Source organism: Radicibacter daui, assembly GCA_030657355.1.
GTDB lineage: Bacteria > Pseudomonadota > Alphaproteobacteria > Radicibacterales > Radicibacteraceae > Radicibacter > Radicibacter daui.
The window spans coordinates 648,734-670,785 of sequence record CP131056.1 but is presented as its reverse complement, the minus strand read 5'-3'; the positions used below and the strand labels follow the sequence as shown (position 1 = coordinate 670,785).

The 22,052-nt window shown below is 65.2% G+C and carries 20 protein-coding genes; 9 read left to right on the top strand and 11 right to left on the bottom strand.

Annotation, left to right across the window (positions count from 1 at the left end):
• Positions 1 to 25: 25 nt before the first annotated feature.
• From QTL98_RS03185 to QTL98_RS03150, 8 genes are all read right to left on the bottom strand, one after another.
• Entirely contained in the window at positions 26 to 838 is an 813-nt protein-coding gene (locus QTL98_RS03185) for a shikimate dehydrogenase family protein (RefSeq protein WP_445680781.1), read from the bottom strand.
• A gap of 294 nt (positions 839 to 1,132) precedes the next feature.
• Positions 1,133 to 2,065 carry a LysR family transcriptional regulator gene (locus QTL98_RS03180; RefSeq protein ID WP_445680780.1) on the bottom strand — a complete coding sequence of 311 codons (933 nt, stop codon included), beginning with the start codon at positions 2,063 to 2,065 and terminating at the stop codon, positions 1,133 to 1,135.
• An 18-nt stretch (positions 2,066 to 2,083) separates the two neighbouring features.
• Positions 2,084 to 2,869: a TetR family transcriptional regulator gene (locus QTL98_RS03175; protein ID WP_445680779.1), complete on the bottom strand. Its 786-nt coding sequence runs from the start codon at positions 2,867 to 2,869 to the stop codon at positions 2,084 to 2,086.
• Positions 2,870 to 3,081: 212 nt separating this feature from the next.
• On the bottom strand, positions 3,082 to 3,699 hold the full coding sequence (pcaG, locus tag QTL98_RS03170; protein ID WP_445680778.1) for a protocatechuate 3,4-dioxygenase subunit alpha: 618 nt from the start codon (positions 3,697 to 3,699) through the stop codon (positions 3,082 to 3,084).
• The gene (pcaH, locus tag QTL98_RS03165; RefSeq protein ID WP_445680777.1) at positions 3,692 to 4,402 is read right to left on the bottom strand and encodes a protocatechuate 3,4-dioxygenase subunit beta; all 711 of its coding nucleotides are present in this window, start codon (positions 4,400 to 4,402) and stop codon (positions 3,692 to 3,694) included. Before pcaH ends, pcaG begins: the two co-directional genes overlap by 8 nt.
• Before the next feature lie 102 nt (positions 4,403 to 4,504).
• Positions 4,505 to 5,713: a 3-oxoadipyl-CoA thiolase gene (gene pcaF / locus QTL98_RS03160; protein WP_445680776.1), complete on the bottom strand. Its 1,209-nt coding sequence runs from the start codon at positions 5,711 to 5,713 to the stop codon at positions 4,505 to 4,507.
• A complete protein-coding gene (locus tag QTL98_RS03155) occupies positions 5,710 to 6,495 on the bottom strand; it encodes a CoA-transferase subunit beta (protein WP_445680775.1) in 786 nt (261 codons plus the stop codon). Before QTL98_RS03155 ends, pcaF begins: the two co-directional genes overlap by 4 nt.
• A 12-nt stretch (positions 6,496 to 6,507) precedes the next feature.
• The gene (locus tag QTL98_RS03150) at positions 6,508 to 7,356 is read right to left on the bottom strand and encodes a CoA transferase subunit A (protein ID WP_445680774.1); all 849 of its coding nucleotides are present in this window, start codon (positions 7,354 to 7,356) and stop codon (positions 6,508 to 6,510) included.
• 355 nt (positions 7,357 to 7,711) lie between these two features.
• On the opposite strand from QTL98_RS03150, the gene QTL98_RS03145 reads away from it, so the two are divergent.
• Positions 7,712 to 8,425 carry an IclR family transcriptional regulator domain-containing protein gene (locus QTL98_RS03145; protein ID WP_445682076.1) on the top strand — a complete coding sequence of 238 codons (714 nt, stop codon included), beginning with the start codon at positions 7,712 to 7,714 and terminating at the stop codon, positions 8,423 to 8,425.
• A 17-nt stretch (positions 8,426 to 8,442) separates the two neighbouring features.
• On the opposite strand, the gene pcaDC is transcribed toward QTL98_RS03145, so the two are convergent.
• The 3 genes from pcaDC to QTL98_RS03130 all read right to left on the bottom strand — a co-directional run bounded on the left by pcaDC (position 8,443) and on the right by QTL98_RS03130 (position 12,096).
• Positions 8,443 to 9,639 carry a bifunctional 3-oxoadipate enol-lactonase/4-carboxymuconolactone decarboxylase PcaDC gene (pcaDC, locus tag QTL98_RS03140; protein ID WP_445680773.1) on the bottom strand — a complete coding sequence of 399 codons (1,197 nt, stop codon included), beginning with the start codon at positions 9,637 to 9,639 and terminating at the stop codon, positions 8,443 to 8,445.
• Between the two features lie 4 nt (positions 9,640 to 9,643).
• Complete coding sequence (locus tag QTL98_RS03135; RefSeq protein ID WP_445680772.1) at positions 9,644 to 11,014, bottom strand: class-II fumarase/aspartase family protein; 1,371 nt, start codon at positions 11,012 to 11,014, stop codon at positions 9,644 to 9,646.
• 155 nt (positions 11,015 to 11,169) lie between these two features.
• Positions 11,170 to 12,096, bottom strand: coding sequence for a helix-turn-helix domain-containing protein (locus QTL98_RS03130; protein WP_445680771.1), 927 nt, complete (start codon positions 12,094 to 12,096; stop codon positions 11,170 to 11,172).
• Positions 12,097 to 12,247: 151 nt separating this feature from the next.
• Between QTL98_RS03130 and QTL98_RS03125 the strand changes: the two genes are divergently transcribed.
• From QTL98_RS03125 to QTL98_RS03090, 8 genes are all read left to right on the top strand, one after another.
• The gene (locus tag QTL98_RS03125; RefSeq protein WP_445680770.1) at positions 12,248 to 13,699 is read left to right on the top strand and encodes an aldehyde dehydrogenase; all 1,452 of its coding nucleotides are present in this window, start codon (positions 12,248 to 12,250) and stop codon (positions 13,697 to 13,699) included.
• Between the two features lie 138 nt (positions 13,700 to 13,837).
• Complete coding sequence (locus QTL98_RS03120) at positions 13,838 to 14,317, top strand: DUF2946 family protein (RefSeq protein WP_445680769.1); 480 nt, start codon at positions 13,838 to 13,840, stop codon at positions 14,315 to 14,317.
• A 120-nt stretch (positions 14,318 to 14,437) separates the two neighbouring features.
• On the top strand, positions 14,438 to 14,962 hold the full coding sequence (locus QTL98_RS03115) for a YcnI family copper-binding membrane protein (protein ID WP_445680768.1): 525 nt from the start codon (positions 14,438 to 14,440) through the stop codon (positions 14,960 to 14,962).
• Positions 14,963 to 15,040: 78 nt separating this feature from the next.
• A complete protein-coding gene (locus QTL98_RS03110) occupies positions 15,041 to 16,714 on the top strand; it encodes a copper resistance CopC/CopD family protein (RefSeq protein ID WP_445680767.1) in 1,674 nt (557 codons plus the stop codon).
• Positions 16,715 to 16,843: 129 nt separating this feature from the next.
• Positions 16,844 to 18,100 (top strand): sarcosine oxidase subunit beta family protein, encoded by a 1,257-nt coding sequence (locus QTL98_RS03105; protein WP_445680766.1) that lies wholly within the window; start codon positions 16,844 to 16,846, stop codon positions 18,098 to 18,100.
• A 25-nt stretch (positions 18,101 to 18,125) separates the two neighbouring features.
• Positions 18,126 to 18,464, top strand: a complete 339-nt coding sequence (locus QTL98_RS03100; RefSeq protein WP_445680765.1) for a sarcosine oxidase subunit delta — start codon at positions 18,126 to 18,128, stop codon at positions 18,462 to 18,464.
• Positions 18,461 to 21,469, top strand: a complete 3,009-nt coding sequence (locus tag QTL98_RS03095) for a sarcosine oxidase subunit alpha (protein ID WP_445680764.1) — start codon at positions 18,461 to 18,463, stop codon at positions 21,467 to 21,469. The genes QTL98_RS03100 and QTL98_RS03095 overlap by 4 nt, the downstream gene beginning before the upstream one ends.
• Complete coding sequence (locus QTL98_RS03090) at positions 21,462 to 22,031, top strand: sarcosine oxidase subunit gamma (protein WP_445680763.1); 570 nt, start codon at positions 21,462 to 21,464, stop codon at positions 22,029 to 22,031. Before QTL98_RS03095 ends, QTL98_RS03090 begins: the two co-directional genes overlap by 8 nt.
• The last annotated feature ends 21 nt before the right edge of the window (positions 22,032 to 22,052 follow it).

Genomic DNA, 22,052 nt, shown 5'->3' with positions numbered 1-22,052 from the left:
CAGCTGGAGACACTCCTCTCTTCTGTCAGTCCTCCCGGGCCGTTTTGTCAGAGAAGAGCAGAAAATCCGCGAGGATGTCGGCCTGCGCCATGAACATCCCGAGCCCGTTCATCGTCCGGCAGCCACGCTGCCGGGCTGCCTCAACGAGCGGAGAATTTTCCGGCTTGGTAATCACGCAGGCGACAAACTGGCCGGATGACAGACCGGCCACATCGACAGGCAATGGGTCGCCCGGCTGCATGCCCATGGGCGTTGCATTGGCGATGATGTCGAAACCCGAGGGGTCAGTGCCGCCGGTTACGACCTTGCCGGGAAAGCGCCAGGAAAGGGCGTCGATCACCCGGTCGCGCCGGGCCTGATCGATATCGTGAAGGGCAAGCTGCGCGGCGCCGCCTATCATGAATTCGAGCGCAATGGCGGAACCGGCACCGCCGCACCCGACCAGAAGCACTTTTTTATCGGCCACCGACTGCCCGGCCAGCTCGATGCCGTTGACGAATCCCTGACCGTCGGTGTTGTCGCCAAGCCAGCCTCCCGCCGCCTTGCGCATAACGTTGACCGACCCGGCAAACCTGGCGCGGTCCGTTACCCGGGAACACAAGGAAAAGGCCGCTATCTTGTGCGGAACGGTAACCAAAACACCGTCGAGATTCCGGAGCATTCCGAATGCGCCGATGACCGGTGCGAGATCAGCAGGAGCGACATGTACCGGCGGTACGATCGCATCCCGCGCTCTGTCCGCCATCAGGGCAGATAGCAGGGCGGGTGACTTCACCTGGGCGATGGGATCACCCACCACAGGAAACAGCCGGGTTTCGCCAGAAAGAGAGATGGCCATTTCAGCACAGCTCCCCGGCCAGATTATTCGGGGTCACCAAGCCAAATCGATGCAGCGATATTTCACACCAAAATTCAAAATTAAAAAAAATTAATTTTGAATTTTTAAAGTAAAAGCACCCGCCACGAACCAAAACCATTCGCCAAAATCGATCAGATTTTGCACAAAATATCTTCCAACACCCACGCAAATTCGAAAATCTAACGGAAATCAACTTCACCTCCCTTTTGGTCAGCTTCTGGCCGCAAGAGAGGAAAATCAAATACCAAGGGCTCAAGGGGGCATATCATCATGTTATACATGCCCCCTTTTCGCCCCTGAACCTGGGGTTCCGGCCGCAAGTGTCGCCGTCATGGTCTGGCGCAATTGCCGGACGAAAGTTTCCGCATAGCTGGAAAGTTCGGCATCCTTGCGCATGCCCACATAGGTCTGAAAGACGGTGGGCTCCCGGATCGGAAGGATGGCAAGCCCGCTGTTCTGCCGGTCGGCAACCGTAAAGATGTCTATGACGGCGACACCGAGGTTCTGTTTGACCAATGCGCAGACGGTTGTGCCGAAGCGAGCGCGGATCGAGATGTCATAGGAAAGACCTGCCCGCTGAAACAGGCCGGCCATGATGCCGCCGTAGGGGTCATTGGGATCAATGCCGATGAGGGGGAAGGCTGCGATCTGCGCAACAGTCACCTCACCGAGCCCGGCAAGCGGATGATCGGGCGCGCAGATACAAACGAGATGCCCGATGGCCAGTGGCTCGAAGGTAAGCGCTGGATGCTCCAGCCGGTAGCTCATGACCGCCAGCTCACCCCGCTCCAGCAGCAGATAGTCGATCGCATCCTCAAGCTTGATGATGTCAAAATCGACCACGAGATCAGGATAGCGAGCCCGTAAGCCGGCAATGGCACGCGGAACCATGACATTCGCGATGCTGGGAACCGAGGCCAGGGACCATTCGACATCCTTGCCGCGGTTTAGCTGCCCGATCGAAAATTGAAGGTCCTCGAGTTTCTTGTGCATCTCCTGCAGCTGGTCAAACACCCGCCGCGCCTCAGGAGAGGGTACGTAGCGGCCGTTCTGCCGCACGAAGAGATGAAAGCCGAGTGTGGAATCCAGATGCTTCATCGTGCGGCTGACACCCGGCTGCGCCACGTTGAGCAGCCGCGCGGCCCCGGCAATGCTGCCGGCAACCATGATGGCGCGCACGACCTCGATCTGGCGCAAGGTCATCATGACAGGTGCCTCCAGACGTCACCCGTCATGATCGGCCAGCCATTTCGGAGTTGCCGCATAACGGCAGATCATGTCGCCGATCATCCGCCGACGCGCTCGCGACTCCTCTTCCGCCAGCATGTCATGGTCGAAGATGGACTTGATGGAATGGGCGTTTGAGATGGTGTGGAAGCTGAGGCCCGTGGCCATCAGGTAGAGGTCCATCCGGCGCAGCCCCGGGCGGATGGAACCGTCAGCCTCTCCGGCAGCCAGAATGCCCTCCAGCGGCTCGAGATTGCTTGGGTAGTCGCCGATTGCATCGCGCAGCTCATTAAGCGTTTCCGCCCGGCCGATATTTTCATAGAGCGACAGCCGGACGAGCCGGGGGTGCCGCAGATGGCTGTCGAAGATGGCTTCGGCATATTTGCGTAGCGCCTCGACCGGAGGCAGACCGGCCTTGTTCTCAAAGGCCCCTTCTTGCCGCAGGGAGGCGTAGGCCCCCTTCAACACCGCCTTGTAGAGGCCGTGCTTGCTCTCGAAATAATAATAGATCATCCGCTTGCTGGTGCGGGTTCGCCGGGCAATCTCGACAATGTTCGCCCGGTCATAGCCGTGGGCCGCGAATTCCTCCTCAGCGACCTGCAGGATATCGGCACGCGTCGCTGCCGATATCGCTTCGGCATCCACATTATCGTCATGCCGACGCCGGCCGCGCCCGGCGCGAGGCGCGAGTTCAACGGCAGTGGCCTGCCGCAGTTCTTCGGGTTTTTCCGATGTGCCCATGCCAGCGTCCGGGTGGTCTTCCGGCCGGACGGTCCCGCTCAATGGGGCCTGCGTCCGACATCCTGGAAGACCGTCTCCCTGTTCCCTGCCCTTGTGTTTATTTTTTGTACCTTGATGTACAAAAAATATGAGACGGCTCATTCCGGCTGTCAAACCTTATCCGCCTCGCCTCAGCCTGCGGCGTTGCCGCAGGCCAATAAAAAAGGGGAACGAAACCGTCCCCCTTTTTGCCGTCAACGGATGCAGGTCTCGCCTCACGCCTCGAAGAACACCGTCTCGGCGCCGCCGCCGAGATGGATATCGAGATTGTAAACCGTCTTGCCGCCGTCACTGCCACGGGTGGCGATGAGGGTGGCGCGCTGGTCAGCCGGCACCAGCGCCAGCACCGGGTCCCCGCCATGGGCGGCGGCATCGTCGCTGAAATAAAAGCGGGTGAAGAGCCGGTTCAAAAGGCCACGGGCGAAGAGGCCGATATTGACGTGCGGCGCCTGGCGCCCGCCATCCGGCCCCGGCAGCGGGCCGGGTTTGACGGTGGTGAAGGTAAAGCGCCCGTCCTTTTCGCACTCCACCCGGCCGAAGCCGCGGAAGGCGCTATTGGAAAGCGCCGCATCATGGCCGGCAAAACGCCCTTCGCCATCGGCCTGCCAGATCTCGATCATGGCATCGGGGATGACGTTGCCTTCTGCATCGAACAGGCGCCCGGTGATGGTAATGCGCTCGCCGCTTACCTCGCCCGCATCCGGACCGGCCAGCAGGTTGCCGGTCACCAGCTCGGGAAAATCATAAGCATGCGGGGTAAGCGCATAGGCGAAGAACGGCCCCACCGTTTGCGACGGAGTGATGCCCTCGGGGCGGGTGGCGGTCTCAGTCATGATGCGGATCCTCGAACGGCGTCTGCTCGCGGCCGCGCAGCACGATGTCGAACTTGTAACCGAGCGCCCATTCCGGCTCGGTCGTTGCCAGGTCGAACTTCGAGATCAGGCGAACACGCGCCTTTTCGTCGGTGATCGAGTTGAAGATGGGGTCGAAGGCAAAGAGCGGATCACCCGGGAAATACATCTGCGTGATTAGGCGGGTAAGGAAGCTCGGCCCGAACAGCGACAGATGGATATGGGCAGGGCGCCAGGCATTGTGGTGGTTGCGCCAGGGATAGGCACCCGGCTTGACGGTGACGAACCGGTAAAAGCCGTTTTCATCCGTCACCGTGCGACCGGCACCGGAGAAATTGGGATCGAGCGGGGCCGGGTGCTGGTCCACGACATGGACGTAGCGGCCGGCGGCATTGGCCTGCCAGACCTCGATCAGCGTATTGGGGATCGGACGGCCATCTTCATCCATGACCCGGCCGCTGACGATGATGCGCTCGCCCAGCGGTTCGCCGGCATGCTGCAGCGTCAGGTCATTGTCCTTCTCGCCGACACTCTCATGGCCGAAGACCGGGCCGCTCAACTCCGACATCGTCTGCGGAATACGGATGAGCGGCCGGCTGGGGGTGCGCAGCACCGTGCTCTTGTAACCGGGGGACAGCGACGGCGGGTGCGCCGCCAGGCTGCCAATCGGGTAAATGCGGCTCATAACTCGGTTTCCTCCAACATCGCATTCGGCCTGCCGGTCTTGTTGCCGGCCTCAGGGCCTTGTTGCTTTTTTGAGCGGCACCAGCCGGCCGCCCCTTGTTCCTCAGGCCACCCGTTCCAGCGCCACGGCCATGCCCTGGCCGACGCCGACACACATGGTGGCGAGCCCGTAGCGGCCGCCCCGGCGCCACAGCTCCTGCACGGCGGCGCCCAGAATGCGCGCGCCGGACATGCCGAGCGGATGGCCGATGGCAATCGCCCCGCCATTGGGGTTCACATGCTCCGCATCCTCGGCAATGCCAAGCTCGCGCAGCACCGCAATCGCCTGCGAGGCGAAAGCCTCGTTCAGTTCGATTACGTCGAAATCCGCCGGCGTGATGCCAAGGCGGGCACAGAGCTTCTGCACCGCCGGCACCGGGCCCATGCCCATCACCCGCGGCAGCACGCCGCCTGAGGCCGCGCCCAGAATACGCGCGCGCGGCGTCAGGCCACATTTCTTCACCGCCGCTTCGCTGGCGATGATCATCGCCGCTGCACCGTCATTGATGCTGGAGGCGTTGCCCGCCGTCACCGTGCCATCCGGCCGCACGACGGGCTTCAGCTTCGCCAGCCCTTCAAGGCTGGTGTCGGGGCGCAAGCCCTCATCCTTGCTGACCAGTACCGGCCCGGCCTTGCCCGTGCCGGGCACGGAGACCGGCACGATATCGGCAGCCAGCACGCCGGCAGCTTCCGCCGCCGCGGCGCGCTGCTGGGAGCGCACGGCAAAAGCGTCTTGATCGGCGCGGCTCACGCCAAAATCGGTCGCGACATTCTCGCCCGTCTCCGGCATGGAATCGACGCCGTAGGCCGCCTTCATCGCCGGATTGACGAAACGCCAGCCGATGGTGGTGTCATAAAGTTCAGCCGAGCGCTGGAAGGCCCCTTCGGCCTTACCCATGACGAAAGGCGCCCGGCTCATGGATTCAACACCGCCGGCAATTACCAGCTCGCTCTCCCCGGCGCGCACGGCACGGGCGGCAGCCGCCACGGCATCAAGACCGGAAGCGCAGAGGCGGTTGAGGGTTACGCCCGGCACCGTCTCCGGCAGGCCGGCAAGCAGCAGGGCCATGCGGGCAACGTTGCGGTTATCCTCGCCGGCCTGGTTGGCGCAGCCGAAATAAACCTCCTCGGTGCCCTGAGCCAGAAACGGGTGGCGCTTCAGCAACTCGGCCAGCGGCGCGGCAGCCATATCGTCGGTGCGAAGGCGCGCGAGCGCGCCGCCAAAACGGCCAACCGGCGTGCGCACGAAGTCGCAGACAAAAGCCTCGCTCATGCTGCTTCTCCCTGCTTGCCGCCATGCTTGAGGCGCGTGCGCTCCTGCAGCTCGCGCAGAACCTTGATCTCTTCAGCCGTCGGGGCCGGTGTTTCCTTGAGATCGGCAGCAAATTTGAGCGGCCAGCCGCAGGCTTCCTTCACCTGATCGGCCGTGACGCCCGGATGCAGGGAAACAACGGTGAGCTCGCGGCTCTCCGGGTCCGGCTCCATCACGCACATGTCGGTAATGACGCGGGTCGGCCCCTTTGTCGTCACGCCCAGCGCCGCGCGGCTGCCGGGGCCGGTGCCGTGACCAAGCGAGGTGATGAAGGGCAGCTTTTCCACAAAGGCGCGCGGGGAGAGCGCCATGGTGATAAAAATCTCGCCGCAATTGGTGGCGATTTCCGGCGCCCCGCCGCCGCCCGGCAGGCGCACCTTCGGATGATCGTAAGGCCCGACCACGGTGGTATTGAGGTTGGCGAAGCGGTCGATCTGCGCACCGCCGAGGAAACCGACGGTGATGCGCCCGCCCTGCAGCCAGTAGCGGAACATCTCCGGCACCGACACGGTGGTAAGCGCCGTTTCGCACAGCTCGCCATCGCCGATGGACAGCGGCAACACCTCGGGTTTGGTATCGATGGTGCCGGATTCATAGATAAGGGTAATGCCCGGCGCATGGGTGAGGCGGGCAAGGTTGCAAGCGGCCGACGGCGCGCCGATGCCGACGAAGCAGACATCCTTGCTGCTGAGGGCACGGGCCGCGACCACGGTCATGATCTCGGTGGGCGTATAATCGCTCATGGCTTGCCTTCCTTACGCAGCGCGGCTGGCATGGACCGCAAAATCGTCCGCCGTTCGGGCCATGACGTTTTCCTCGATCCAGGCATTGAAGCTGTCCCGCTCGCGGGCAATGGCATCCCACGCCTTGTAGAAATCATTGGCGCGCGGATAGTAGCCATGGGCGTAGGACGGATAGGCCCCGCCCGGCACAGCCGCGATGGCGCCTACCGTCCAGGAAGGCAGCACCACCGAATTGGGGCTGGGGGCAGCGAGATCGTCCACGATCTCCTCCACCGTGACGATGGAGCGCTTGGCCGCCAGCACCGCTTCCTTCTGCACGCCGACGATACCTTCCAGCAGCACATTGCCGCGCCGGTCCGCCCGTTGGGCATGGATGATGGTGACATCCGGCCGGATGGCGGGAACGGTTGCCAGCACTTCACCGGTATAGGGGCAGGTAACGGAGCGGATGTTGGGATTGACCTTCGGCAGGTCGACGCCCTTGTAACCGCGCAGCACGGCAAAAGGCAGGTTGGCGGCGCCGGCCTCGTAGGCGTTGGCCATGGCGGCGTGGGAATGTTCTTCCACCGCCAGCGGCACCGGCCAGCCCTTCTCCACCGCATCGCGCATGCGGTGGAGGGAGCCGACGCCCGGATTGCCGCCCCAGGAGAAGATCAGCTTGTCGACCGCGCCGACGCCGATCAACTGGTCATAGATGATGTCCGGCGTCATGCGCACCAGCGTCAAATGCTTGCGCTTCTGGCGGATGACCTCATGGCCGGCGGCGTAAGGGATGAGGTGGGTGAACCCTTCCATGGCGACCAGATCACCGTCGCGCACATTGGCGGCAACGGCATCGGCAAGGGACAGAAACTCTGCCAAGGCCCGTTTACTCCCGGAAATATTTTGTCCCGCCGGACCGACTGGCCGCGCCGGGCGCCGGCTCTTCCCTCGCCCCGTCTCCGCTGCTCCCCGCCGCCCTTGGCAGCCGGAAAACGGGAGGGGCCAGAGGCCGGCTCTTCTCGGCAAAAAGCATGGAAGCGGGAAATATCGCTGTCAAGAAATGTTCGAAATCTGATACGTTGTTCGTATAGCGAACCAAAACAACAGGCCGCAGATGGAAACGCCGGGGACAAAAAAGGCAGAAAACCAAGCCTTATCAGTGCATAATGAGGTATCGGCACCCGAGGGTGGCGACGGCACCTTCGTCACCGCGCTGGCGCGCGGCCTTGCGGTGATGCGCGCCTTCGGCGCCGGGCGTCCGCGCATGACACTGGCCGATGCCGCCAAGGCCACCGGCCTGACGCGCGCCACCGTGCGCCGCTCGCTGCTGACGCTGGTGGAGCTGGGTTATGCCGAAAATGACGGGCGTTATTTCAGCCTGACGCCGCGCGTGCTGACCATCGGCTACTCCTATCTCTCATCCATGCCACTGCCGCGTATTGCCCAACCCTTCCTCGAGCGGGTGAGCGAAACGCTGAATGAAAGCTGCTCGCTCTCGATTCTGGATGGCGACGAGATCGTCTATGTGGCCCGTGCGGCCACGCGGCGCATCATGTCCATCGGGCTTTCTGTCGGCTCCCGCCTGCCGGCCTTCCACACCTCGATGGGCCGGGTGCTGCTGGCCGCCCTGCCGGAAGCGGAGATGGAGCGGCGCCTGCCGAACATGGACCGCACGCCGCACACGCCCTTTACCCGCGTGACGCCGGACTCGCTGCGCGAGGAACTGACGAGGGTACGCCAGCAGGGTTATGCGCTGATGGATCAGGAGCTGGAGCTTGGCCTGCGCTCCATCGCCGTGCCCGTTCTCGGCCCCGGCGGGCAGGTGGTGGCGGCAATGAATATCGGCACCCAGGCCGGCCGTGTAGACCTCGACCGCCTGACCGGGCCCATTCTGGAGACGCTGCGCGCGACGGCGCAGGAAGTTTCGGCGGTGCTGGGCGGGGGCTGAGCCCCGCCACCGGCCGATTAATCCAGCTCGTCCCCCAGCACCTCACGCACCCAGCGGAAAGCCGCATTGGCCGCCGGCACGCCGCCATAGATGGCGGTTTGCATGAGGAGCGATTGTAGCTCGGAAATGGTCACGCCGTTCTTTAGCGCCGGGCGGACATGGAGCTTGAACTCCTCCTCCCGGTGCAGGGCGACCATCATGGCAAGGGTGATGATGGAGCGTGTCTTTCGCGGCAGCGTTTCATCGCCCCAGATCTCGCCCCAGGCGGTGCGGGTGATAAAATCCTGCCACGGCATGGCGAAGTCGCCGGCCTTGGCCAGCGAGCGCTCTACATGCTCTGCCCCCAGCACCGATTTGCGGTTGGCGAGCCCTTCCTCAAAACTAGGGCCGCCCGCACGCTTTTGCGCCGGCTGCGGCTCATGGCGCAGCAGGAAGCTTTCGAGATACTCCGCCACCAGTGCCGGATGCTGGCTTGCCAGCAGATGGGCGGCGTCGCTCAGGATGACGAGCTCGCTGCCCGGAATGCGGCCTTGCATCTCGACACTCAGCGCCGGGGGCGTTGCTTCATCATTGGCACCGGCGATGATAAGGGTCGGCGCCGTAATTGCCTTGTTGCTCTCCCGCAGATCCATCACCGAGATGGCATCGCAGCAGGCAGCATAACCTGCCGGATTATTGGCGGCAAAAATGCGCCGGCATTCAGCAACCGCTTCGGGATGGCTGGTGTGGAAGCTGGGGGTAAACCAGCGGCTCATGGTCGGCTCGACCAGCCAATCCATACCGGATGCCCGCACCTTTGCTGCCCTGTCCACCCAGGCGGATACCGGCTCCAGCCGGGCGCCGGTTGCCATCAGGGTGAGCGTGCGGGTCATGGCCGGATGGCGGGCGCCGAAAGCCTGCGCCGTCATGCCGCCCAGCGACAGGCCGGCGATATGCGCACTTTGAATATCGAGCGCCTTCAACAGCCCGGCCATATCATCGGCCAGATCTTCAAGGCGATGGGTCGCCACCGCCCCGTTTTCCACCACCGGGGAGCGGCCATGGCCGCGCGTATCGTACCGCAGGCAGCGCCAGCGCCCGGCAAGCTTCGCCACCACCCCGTCCCACATCTCGAGCTTGGTGCCGAGAGAGTTGGAAAAAAGGATGACCGGCGCGCCTTCCGGGCCGGTCAGGTCATAATGGAGCGTGGCGGCGCCGGCATTGATGAGCGGCATGGGATCAGAACTCCTGAAGGGCTTGAGCGACGCGCCGGGCTTCGACCAGCGCACGGTCAATCAGCGGCTCGGCGCGCTTCAGCGCCGGGGATGGATCAAACAGGGTGGCAAGCGCCTCGCCGGTCAGCTCCGGTGGCAGGCCGGGGGCTGCCTCCAGCACCTGTTTCAGCGAGCGACCGGTATCGCGCACGGCAGCGGCAAATTCCTCCACCCGATGATGGGCGGCGCCGCGCCCAAGGCTGGGGGCCAGACGGGCGGCAACGGCGTCGGTGAAGAGGAGGCCCTGCGTCAGATCGAGATTGCGCCGCATGCGCCCCCCATCCACCACCAGCCCCTCGGCAAGGCGCCGGGCTTCGGCGAGTGCGCCAGAGGCGAGGCCAAAAAGCTGCGGCAGGGCGTGCCATTCGCCATGCCAGAGGCCGGCCGGGCGCTCATGCGCGGCCGCCATGGCATCGAAGAGCGTGATGAGGTGCCCCTTTGCGGCAGCCTGCGCGGCCAGAATGACGGTCGCCCCCACCGGGTTGCGCTTGTGCGGCATGGCGGAAGAGCCGCCACGCCCGGGCATGAACGGTTCCGCCACCTCCCCCACTTCGGTGGAGGCAAGGTGGGCAACGTCGCCGGCAAATTTTGCGAGCGCGCCGATGAGCTGGCTAAGCCAGGAGCCCGCCTCCACCACCCGCCCGCGCAGCGTGTGCCAGGTGATGACGGGGGCAGAAAGGCCAAGATCGGCAGCCACGGCTTCCATCACCGCCACACCATGGGCACCAAGGCCGGAAAGCGTGCCGACCGGCCCGCCCAGCGATACGGCACAGACGCGGGATTTGAGCACCGGCAGCGCGGCCGCGACATCGCTGAGCCCGGCCAGCCAGACGGCAGCCTTGTAGCCGAAGCTGACGGGCGCGGCGTGCTGGCCATAGGTGCGCCCGGCGCAGGCGGTGGCGCGGTGCCTGTCCGCCAGCGCGGTAAGCCCGGTGAGGGTAGCGGCCAGATCCTGCGCCAGCAGCGGGAAGGCGGCGGCCATTTGCAGGGCAAGGGCGGTATCGACCACATCCTGCGTGGTGGCGCCTTTATGGAAGGCCGGTTCCAGTTCCTTCGGCAGCAGGGCCTGCACCGCCTTGACGAAGGGGATGACGGGAACGCCGGCAACGCCGGTCGCCTGCCCCAGCGCGGCGATATCGAGGTGATCCGGGGTGATGGCGCCGAGTGCCGCAGCGAGTTCCGCCGGAACGATGCCGAGTGCAGCCTCGGCGCGGGCAAGCGCCGTTTCCATGCGCAGCATGGCGGCGATCTGCGTGCGCTCGCTGAAGACCTCCGCCATCTGCGGCGTCACAAACAGCGGGCCGACCAGCGCGGAATCAAGCGACGAAAAAGCCATGCGTACGGCCTCCCGGTTGGCCGGGTTATTCCCGGCACTCCCGCCGCTATGCGGCCCAGCCGCCCCGGCGGTCAAGCCCTCAAGACGCAAAAAGCGCAACTGTGCGCCGTGCGAACGAAACCGGAGCAAAAACCAATGAAATCATTGAAGATTCGTCAGGGCCAGGCGGCATAGGTGCTGGCCTCCTGCGGCGCCAGTTCCTGCTGGCGCCGCCGCCAGGCACCCGGCGCCGAACCGGTCAGGCGGCGGAAAAAGCGGTTGAAATACGCAGCATCGCGAAAGCCGAGACTGTAGGCGATCTGCTCTACCGGCTGGCCTGTCTGTACCAGCCGTAAACAGGCTTCCGCCACAAGGCGCCTATGCACCAGCACCAGCGGTCCGGCAGCCGCCTCGCGCTGGCACAGCGCATGAAGATGGTCGGTAGTAATACCGAGGGCCCGGGCATAATCGCCGACCCGCCAGTGCTCACGGTAGTGCCGCTCGATCAGATGGGCGAACCGCTCCATTACTTCAGAGCCGGCAGCCCGCTCCGATTCAGTCTCCGCCGCAAGGCCGGCACGGCGCCAGAGCAGCAGCAGGAGAAGGGTAAACCGGGCCCGAAGGGCGGCCATCGCTCCGGGCTCCAGCGCCCGAAGTTCCTGCCGGATGGCTTCGAAGGCAGCGGGCAGCTCGGGAAGTGCAGGGGCAAGACGCTCCCCTTCCAGCAGCAGGGTACGGGCGGCGAGGTGGCGCAAGGAGGGAGCTTCAGCACTGTCGGCTACACAGCGCATCAGCAGATCTTCGCTCGCCTTCAGCAGATAGCCGCTGCCGGCGGCATCGACCTGCAAGCGCTCCGCTTCCCCCGCCGGCAACCAGACGAGGCCGGGCGCGGTAAGGGCCAGCACCCCATCCCTCCCCTTAAGGCGACCCTCTCCCCCGGTCAGCAGCACGGCATGGACAGTCCGCCGGGCACCGTGATCGGCCAGCACCCATTCCCGCCTCGAAAGCGCCGGCTGTATCGGCTCGACAGACAACAGCTCCACTGCCGCCACCTGATTGCGGCGGGAGGAGGAGGAACCGGAGAGGGCAGGTGAAACGGACATCGGCAGCGCAGACAGCGGTGGGAACCTGACCAGAAAAATACAATATTTCGCCAGTTTCATCCATTTTCAGCCGACGGCCTGCTGCCCCTACACTGCTTCCCACAAAAGCCGGGGCACATCCCCGGAAAAAATCCCCGGGAGGAAAATCGCCATGCTGACCACCAAGCTGCTCATCAATGACGAGGATATCGCCGCCAGCGAGGGGGCGACCTACCAGCGCCGCAACCCGGTAAGCGGGGAGCCGGCGACCGAAGCGGCCGCGGCCACCACCAGCGATGCGCGAAAGGCGGCGGATGCCGCCGCCGCGGCTTTTCCCGCCTGGTCTGCCCTTGGCCCTAATGAGCGCCGAGCGCGGCTGATGAAGGCGGCGGACCTCTTGCAGGCCCGCACCAAGGATTTCATCACCGCGATGGCGAACGAGATCGGCGCGACGGCTGGCTGGGCCGGCTTCAATGTCTATCTTGCCGCCGGCATGCTGCGCGAAGCGGCCGCGATGACGACACAGGTGGCCGGCGAGGTCATCCCTTCCGACAAGCCGGGCTGCATTGCCATGGCGGTGCGCCAGCCGGCCGGTGTGGTGCTGGGCATCGCCCCGTGGAACGCGCCGGTCATCCTCGGTGTGCGCGCCATTGCCCTGCCGCTTGCCTGCGGCAACACCGTGGTGCTGAAAGCCTCTGAAATCTGCCCGGCCACCCACCGGCTGATCGGCGAGGTGATGCGCGATGCCGGCCTTGGCCAGGGCGTTGTCAATGTGGTGACCAACGCGCCAGAAGCCGCGCCGCAGGTAGTGGAGGCGCTGATTGCCCACCCGGCGGTGCGGCGCGTTAACTTCACCGGTTCAACCCGGGTGGGCCGCATCATCGCTCAGGTTGCCGCCAAACATCTGAAGCCCGCCCTGCTGGAGCTGGGTGGCAAGGCCCCGCTGCTGGTGCTGGACGATGCGGACCTTGAAGAAGCGGTGAAGGCCGCCGCCTTCAGCGCCTTCATGAACCAGGGGCAGATTTGTATGTCCACCGAGCGGCTGGTGGTGGACGAGGCAGTTGCCGACAGCTTCGTGCAGAAGCTGGCGATCAAGGCCGCCTCGCTGAAGGCCGGCGACCCGCGCGAGGGCGATGTGCCGCTCGGCTCCCTTGTCGGCACGGAAGCGGCCGACCGGGTGGAAGCGCTGATCAAGGATGCCGTGGCCAAAGGGGCGAAGCTGGTGGCCGGCGGCGAGCGCACCGGTACCATCATGACGGCAGCAGTGCTCGACCGGGTGACCCCCGCCATGCGCATCTATAACGAGGAATCCTTCGGCCCCGTCGTCTCCGTGGTGCGGGTGCGCGGAGATGAAGAGGCAATCCGGGTCGCGAACGATACCGAATACGGCCTTTCCGCCGCCGTCTTCAGCCGCGATATTCCGCGCGCGCTCAAGGTGGCCAAACGCATCGAATCCGGCATGTGCCACATAAACGGCCCTACCGTGCATGACGAGGCGCAGATGCCGTTCGGCGGCGTGAAGGACAGCGGTTATGGCCGCTTTGGCGGCAAGGCCGGCATCGCCGAATTCACCGAACTGCGCTGGATCACCATCGAGACCGAACACGGCCATTACCCGATCTGATCCGGGCATCTGCCATCCGGCTAAAGGCCGGCTCCCGCCAAAGGGAGCCGGCCTTTTGTCCTTGGGCGTTTTGTCCATGGGCCGCAAAAGACGGCAAGCCATGACAGGCCGCCGGCGCTCTGTTAGAGCGATATCCCCATGAAGCGGATGCGGCATCTGGCAGAACAAACCCTGGGCGGCGGGCTGATACGCGCGCTGCTGGGGCTTGCCTTGTTCCTGCAGGTGCTCGGCGCCGGCGTCGGTTTCGGCATGGCCCCGGCTATGGCCGGTGCCGCCGCCGGACTTTCGGCGACAAGTCCCGACGGTGCCGGCGAAGCCGGCCAACTGATCCTCATCTGCACCCCGGACGGAACGCGCCTCATCACCCTGCCGGCCGGCGATGCCGCCTCCGGCAAGGTGCCCTCAGGCGCCATGAAGCAGGGCTGCCCGTTCTGCCTTGTGGCGGCGCACAGTGCCGGCGCACTGGGTGAGCCGGCGACGGTCAGCTTTACGCTTCATCCGGCAGAATTCACCAGCGAAGCGGCACCGATCCTGCCGCAGCCGCGCCTCCTTTTCCTTGCAGCGGATCCAAGGCAGCACCCGGCAGAGCCGCGTGCCCCGCCAGCCCTCGCGGCCTGACACCAGGGGCTCGTCCACGAGGACGAGCCCGCCTCAACTCCGCGATCTGACCGCCTGACCCCGTGTGCCGCCCTTCAAACAAGGGCGCTCCGGAAGGCTTGTTCTGCAAGGAACCAACCGATGCCCAAGACTCTTTTCGGCGCCGCCATTCTGGCCGGCGCGATGACCCTTTCCCTGCCTGCTTTTGCCCACATCACGCTGGAGACGCAGCAGGCTGCTGTCGGCAGCACCTACAAGGCCGTGCTGCGCGTACCCCATGGCTGCGACGGTGCAGCAACCACCGCCATCAAGGTGCAGATCCCAGAAGGTGTGATTGCCGTGAAGCCGATGCCGAAGGCCGGCTGGACACTCACCACCACCAAGGGCAAGTACGCCAGGGGCTACAGCTATTATGGCGAGGCGGTAAGCGAAGGCGTGACCGAGCTCAGCTGGGCCGGCGGCACTCTGCCGGACGAGTTTTATGACGAGTTCGTCTTCCGCGCTTTCCTGACCGACAGCCTGGAAGCGGGCAAGAAGCTCTATTTCCCGGTGGTTCAGCAATGCGGTGACAAGGCTGAGCGCTGGATCGACATCCCGGCTGACGGCAAGGATGCCGATGATTATGAGACGCCGGCTCCGGGCCTGAAGCTGACGCCGAAGAACTGACGCTGCGAAGTGCGGGGCCTGCAGGTTTTCCCGACGGCAGGCCCTGCCTCTTTTTTTTGCGTTTCCGGAGATCCGGCCATGACCGCGCCTCGCCGCCTTGCCGGCCTGCTGCTGCTTGCGCTCTTCGCGCTGGCGCCGGGCCTTGCCCCCACCACAGCCCTGGCCCATGCCGGGCTGATCGCCACCGACCCGGCGGACGGCGGGGCGCTGGAGGCAATGCCCCATGGCTTCTCCGTAACCTTTACCGAACCTGTCGCCCCGACCACGCTGACGCTGACCGGGCCGGACGGTGCTGCAACAGCCCTCGCCGGCTCCCGGCTGGAGGGAAACCGGCTGGTCATCGACGCTCCGCCAGCCCCGGCCGCTGGCTGGGCGCACGGGCCCTATGTGCTGAGCTGGCGGGTGACATCCGAAGACGGGCACCCGGTCGGCGGGGCCGTTCTCTTCCATCTCGGCAGCGATGCTGCCGCCAGCACAGGAGAAGCGGCATTGCTGGCAAAGGCTGGCGGAGGGCCACCCCCGGCCTTGATGATAACCCTCTGGGCCTGCCGCATCCTGATCTATGGCGGCCTTGTTGCCGGCCTTGGCATTCTGGCCTTTGCGGCCGCAGCCGACAGCAAACTCGGCGCAGGCACAAGGAGCCTCACCGCCGTGCTGCTGATGACCGGTTTTGCCGCCACCATTCTGGCGCTCGGCCTTCAGGGTCTGGACGCGCTGGGAGCCGGTTTTGGCGCGCTGGCACACAAGACAACCTGGCAGGCCGGCCTTGCCACCAGTTATGGCCGCACCGTCATCATCGCCCTGATTGCCCAGGCCATGGGCCTCCTCAGCCTCGCCCCGCAAAGCCGCCTGCTCGGCCTTGCCGCACTGGCAGCAGGCGCCCTTGCGCTGGCTGTCAGCGGCCATGCGGCCAGCGCCCCGCCGCAATGGCTCTCCCGCCCTGCCGTTTTCCTGCATTCAGGGGCGGCCGCCTTCTGGGTTGGCGGCCTTGTGGTGTTGCTGGCAGCCCTCAAGGGGCCGGCGGATGAGGCGCGCCGGCTGCTGGCTTTCTTCTCACGCCGCATTGCCCCGGCGATTGCCGTGCTGATTGCCGGCGGGGCAACGCTGACGCTGCTGCAACTGGCAAGCCCTGCCGATCTGTGGCGGACCGGGTACGGCCGGCTTCTATCGGCAAAGCTGGTTCTCGTCCTTGTGCTGCTGGCCATTGCCGCCTTCAACCGCTGGCGGCTGACATCCCCCGCCCTTGGCGGCGGCAACGCCGAAGCCTGCGGGGCCCGGCAAACCCTTAAGCGGATCATCGGGCTGGAACTGCTGCTGGTGGCGGCATTGCTGACGGTCGTCGCCGGCTGGCGCTTTACCCCGCCGCCGCGCGCGCTGGCCGCCGCCGAGGCGGCCACAACCGCCGCCCGGCTGACCGCGCAGGCCCCGAAACAGATTGCGCTCAAGGCCGAGGGGTACACGCTCTACATCACCTTCGACGAAGGGGTGACGACCGCGCCGATGCCCGTTTCCGCCATGCTGCATGATGCCGATGACGTGATGCTCGACCCGATGGAAATCCGGCTGGAATTTGCCAGCCCGGCTGCGGGAATCGGGGCACTCAGCCGGGCGCTGGCGCCCTCAAGCGACGGCATGTGGCAGCTCTCCGACCTGCAGTTGCCGGTACCGGGCCTCTGGCAGGTAAAAGCCGCCGCCCTCATCAGCGACTTCAAACAGGTGCGTTTCGAAGGGGAGGTGCAGGTTTCGCCCTGACAGGCCTGTCCGTCAGCCCATAAAGCGACATGTCGCAAATAGACAAATTTCTTGCCGTGTCCGTTCTCGCGGCGCCAGAGTGTGAAACCCCATCATGGCGGCTCACTCCGGCGGGAGCGCTATCCGGTCATGCAGAAATTTTCAGGCTTCGGCCTCATCGCGCGCGCTTTCGGCGCTCACAAGAGCTGGCAGGCGCAGTGGCGCGACCCAGAGCCCAAACAGTCCTATGACGCGGTGATCGTAGGCGGCGGCGGCCATGGGCTTGGCGCTGCCTATTACCTCGCCAAGGAACACGGCATGCGCAACATCGCCGTGCTGGAAAAGGGCTGGATCGGCGGCGGCAATACCGGGCGCAACACCACCATCATCCGCTCCAACTATCTGTTCGATGAGAGCGCAGCGCTTTACGACCATGCGGTGAAGCTGTGGGAGGGCCTGTCTCAGGACCTCAACTACAACACCATGTTCTCCCAGCGCGGCGTCCTGATGCTGGCGCACAACATCCACGACATCCAGTCCTTCAAACGGCATGTGCATGCCAACCGCGCCAATGGCGTGGACAATGAATGGCTGACACCGGAAGAGGTGAAGGAGTTCTGCCCCGCGATCAATGTCGGCGGCAAGGACATGCGCTACCCGATCCTGGGCGGCGCCCTGCAACGGCGCGGCGGCACGGCCCGCCATGACGCCGTGGCCTGGGGTTTTGCCCGCGCCGCCGATGCGCTGGGCGTCGATATCATCCAGAACTGCGAGGTTACCGCCATCCGCCGCGACGCTTCGGGCGCGGTTGAAGCGGTGGAGACCACGCGCGGGACGATCAAGACCAAGAAGGTGGGCGTTTCGGCTGCCGGCCATACCAGCATGGTGCTGGATATGGCGGGCGTGCGCATGCCGCTGGAAAGTTACCCGCTGCAGGCGCTGGTCTCCGAACCGGTGAAGCCCGCCTTTAACTGCGTGGTCATGTCCAACACCATCCACGCCTATATCAGCCAGTCCGACAAGGGCGAGATGGTGATCGGCGCCGGCACCGACGCCTATACCAGCTACAGCCAGCGCGGGGCGCTGCACATTGCCACCCATACGCTGGACGCCATCTGCGAGCTGGTGCCGATGTTCCGCCGCCTGCGCATGCTGCGCATGTGGGGCGGCATCGTGGATGTGACACCCGACCGCTCGCCTATCCTCGGCAAGACGCCGGTCAAGGGCCTCTATGTCAATTGCGGCTGGGGCACCGGCGGCTTCAAGGCAACGCCCGGCGCCGGCAACCTGCTGGCCTGGACCATCGCCAAGGATGAGCCGCACCCGATCAACGCGCCCTTCACGCTGGAGCGTTTCCGCGAAGGCCGCCTTATCGACGAGGCCGCGGCCGCGGCCGTCGCGCACTGACCCCCGCAAAGGAGCCGGATCTCAAATGCTTGTCATCCCCTGCCCCTATTGCGGTCCGCGCCCGGAACTGGAGTTCCGTTATGGCGGCGAAGCGCATATCGCACGGCCAGAAGACCCTTCCACCCTCGATGACGAGGCGTGGGGCGCCTTTCTCTATCTGCGCAGCAACCCCAAGGGGCTGCATGCCGAGCGCTGGCGCCATATCCATGGCTGCGCGCGTTATTTCAATGTGGTGCGCGATACCATCAGCGACACCATCCTTGCCTCCTACAAGGTGGGAGAGGCGAAGCCCGACATGGACGCGCTTGCCAGAATTCTGGCGGGCGGCCCGCGTGCGGCTGCGGGTGAGGAGAAGAGCAAATGAGCGGCGCCTATCGTCTTCCTTCCGGCGGCCGCATCAACCGGCAGAAACCCATCTCCTTTACCTTCGACGGCAAGAAGTATCAGGGCTTTGAGGGCGACACGCTCGCTTCGGCGCTGATTGCCAATGGCGTGCTGCTGGCCGGACGCTCGTTCAAATATCATCGCCCGCGCGGCATCCTCTCAGCCGGAGCGGATGAGCCGAATGCGCTGGTGGGGGTGGGCCGCGATCAGGCGCATTACACGCCCAATGTGCGCATGACGATGCAGGAGCTCTATGACGGGCTGGTGGCGGAAAGCCAGAACCGCTGGCCGTCGCTGATGTTCGATGTCGGCGCCATCAACGACATGCTCTCGCCCTTCTTTCCGGCGGGCTTTTACTACAAGACCTTCATGTGGCCGCGAAAGGCATGGGACGCTTTTTACGAGCCCAAGATCCGCTCCATGGCCGGCCTCGGCAAGGCGCCGACGGAAGCCGACGCCGACCGCTACAGCCAGCGTTATGCCCATTGCGATGTGCTGGTGATCGGAGGTGGCCCGGCGGGCCTGGCCGCCGCGCTGGCGGCGGCGGAAAGCGGCGCCAGGGTCATGCTGGCGGATGACCAGCCGGAATTCGGCGGCTCCCTGCTGGCCGAGACGGAAGCGACCATTGACGGCAAGAGCGCCATCGACTGGGTGGCGGAGATGGTGGCGGCGCTGAAAGCCCGTGCCAACGTCACCCTGCTCTCCCGCACGCAGGCTTTCGGTTATTACCCGCACAATTCCATCGGCCTCAGCGAACGGCTGACCGACCATCTCGCCAATCCGCCGGCCCATCTGCCGCGCGAGCGCTTCTGGACCGTGCATGCCGGTGAGGTCGTGATCGCCGCCGGCAGCCTGGAGCGCCCGATGGTGTTCCCGGAGAATGACCGGCCAGGCGTGATGCTGGCGGATTCCGCCCGCATTTATGTGAACCGCTATGGCGTGAAGCCCGGCAAACGCGCCGTGGTCTTTACCGCCCATGACGGTGCCTACCGCGCTGCGCTGGACCTCAAGAAGGCCGGCATCGAGATTGCCGCCATTGCCGATCTGCGCCACCACCCGGAAGGGCCGCTGGTGGAAGCGGCGAAGGCTGCCGGTATCGATGTACTGCCGGGCACCAGCGTGACCGGTACCGCCGGTCGCCTGCGCGTCAAAAGCGCCACGCTCGCCCGCATCGGTGCCGATGGCAGCGCGATGGATGAGCGGCAGGTGGAGTGCGACCTGGTGCTGATGTCGGGTGGCATTACGCCCAGCGTGCATCTCTTCTCCCAGTCCAAGGGCAAGCTGCGGTTTGACGAGCATCTCAAGGCCTATGTGCCGGGCCGCCCGGCGGAGCGGGAACGCTCGGCGGGTGCGTGCCGGGGGCTCTATGCGCTCTCCGCCGTAATCGCCGATGGTTTTGCCCAGGGCGAGGGCGCGGCGAAGTCCGCCGGTTTTGGCGGTGTGACGGCACGGACCTTCGCCGTGGCCGGTACGCTGGAAAGCGACCCCGGCAGCTTCCTGGGCGCCGCGCCCCACGGGCGCGATGCCTCGCGGGTGAAGGCCTTTGTCGACTTCCAGAATGATGTCACGGCCAAGGATATCCGCCTTGCCACCCGGGAGGGCTTCCGCTCCATCGAGCATGTAAAGCGCTATACCACCACCGGCATGGCGACCGACCAGGGCAAGACCTCCAACATGAATGCCCTCGGCATCGTGTCGGAAGCGCTGGAGCGGGACATTCCGGAGATCGGCCTCACCACCTTCCGCCCGCCTTATACGCCCGTGAGCTTCGGCGCCTTTGCCGGCGCCTCGCGCGGCGACCTGTTCGACCCCGTGCGCACCACGCCGATCCATGGCTGGGCAGCGGAGCAGGGCGCGGCCTTCGAGGATGTGGGCATCTGGAAGCGTGCGCATTATTTCCCAAAGGCTGGCGAGGACATGCACGCCGCCGTGGAGCGGGAATGCAAGGCGGTGCGCGACAGCGTGGGCATCTTCGATGCCTCCACGCTCGGCAAGATCGAGGTGGTGGGCAAGGATGCCGCCACCTTCATGAACCGCATCTACACCAATGCCTGGACCAAGCTGGAGCCGGGGCGGCTGCGTTACGGCGTCATGCTGCGCGAAGACGGCTTCGTGATGGATGACGGCGTGGTGGGACGCATGGCGGATGACCGCTTCCACGTGACGACCACGACCGGCGGCGCGCCGCGTGTGCTCGCCCATATGGAAGATTATCTGCAGACCGAATGGGCCGACCTTGAGGTGTGGCTGACCTCCACCACCGAAGAATGGGCGGTGATTGCCGTACAGGGCCCCAACGCCCGCAAGGTGATCGAACCGCTGGTGGAAGGCATCGACCTGTCGCCGGAAGCCATGCCGCATATGAGCGTCGCCGTCGGCAAGATCTGCGGCGTGCCGACCCGGCTTTTCCGCGTGAGCTTTACCGGCGAACTGGGCTTCGAGATCAACGTGCCGGCCGATTATGGCCGCGCGGTGTGGGAAGCGGTGTTTGCTGCCGGCAAGGCCTATGACATCACCCCCTACGGCACCGAGACCATGCATGTGCTACGGGCAGAGAAGGGCTACATCATCGTCGGCCAGGAAACCGACGGCACGGCGGTGCCGGACGATGTCGGCCTTGGCTGGGCGGTGGGCAAGGCCAAGAAGGATTTCGTCGGCAAACGCTCGATCGTCCGCGACGAGTTCCAGAAGCCGGACCGCAAGCAGATGGTCGGTCTGCTGACCGACGTGCCCGCCGAGGTGCTGGAGGAAGGCGCGCAGATCGTGGCCGACCCGAAGCAGCCAGCGCCCATGACGGTGCTGGGCCAGGTCACCTCCTCCTATATGAGCTCGGTGCTCGGCCACTCCATTGCGCTTGCCATGGTCAAGGGCGGGCGGGCGCGCCTGGGCGAGACGCTTTATGTGCCGATGCCGGGCCGTGCCATTCCGGTGAAGGTGGTGGAGCCGATATTCTTCGACAAGGAAGGGGTGCGCCTCAATGGTTGAGACCGCCATCAGAACCGGGGCGCTTGATGCCCTGTCGGCCCGGGCTCCGGCCATCGCCGCCGCTTCCCTTCGGACCTGCCCGCCGGCAAGCCGCTTCAACTTTCGCGGCCGGCCGGAAGCCTTTGGCCCGGCGGGAGAGGCCTTTGGCGTGGCCTTGCCGCAAACTGCCTGCCGGGCAGCGAGTGAAAGCGGGCGCCATGCCTTGTGGCTGGGGCCGGATGAGTGGCTGCTGATCGCCGGTGACGGCGAGGCGGCGGAGATTGCAGCGAAGATGGAAAGCGCGCTTGCCGGTCTGCCGCACTCCCTCGTGGAGGTGAGCCACCGCAACACCGCGCTGGAAATCGAAGGCTCGCACGCCGCTGATGTGATCAATTCCGGCTGCCCGCTGGACCTGTCGGCCAAGGCATTTCCGGTGGGCATGTGCACACGCACGATCTTCCACAAGGCTGAAATCGTGCTCTGGCGGATTGCTGAAAACAGGTTCAGGCTTGAGGTTTGGCGTTCTTTTGCGGCCTATGTGTGGGCGCAGCTGGAAGAGGCGCGGCGCGAATATGGCGCGTGACCTGATTTAGGGATATCGGCG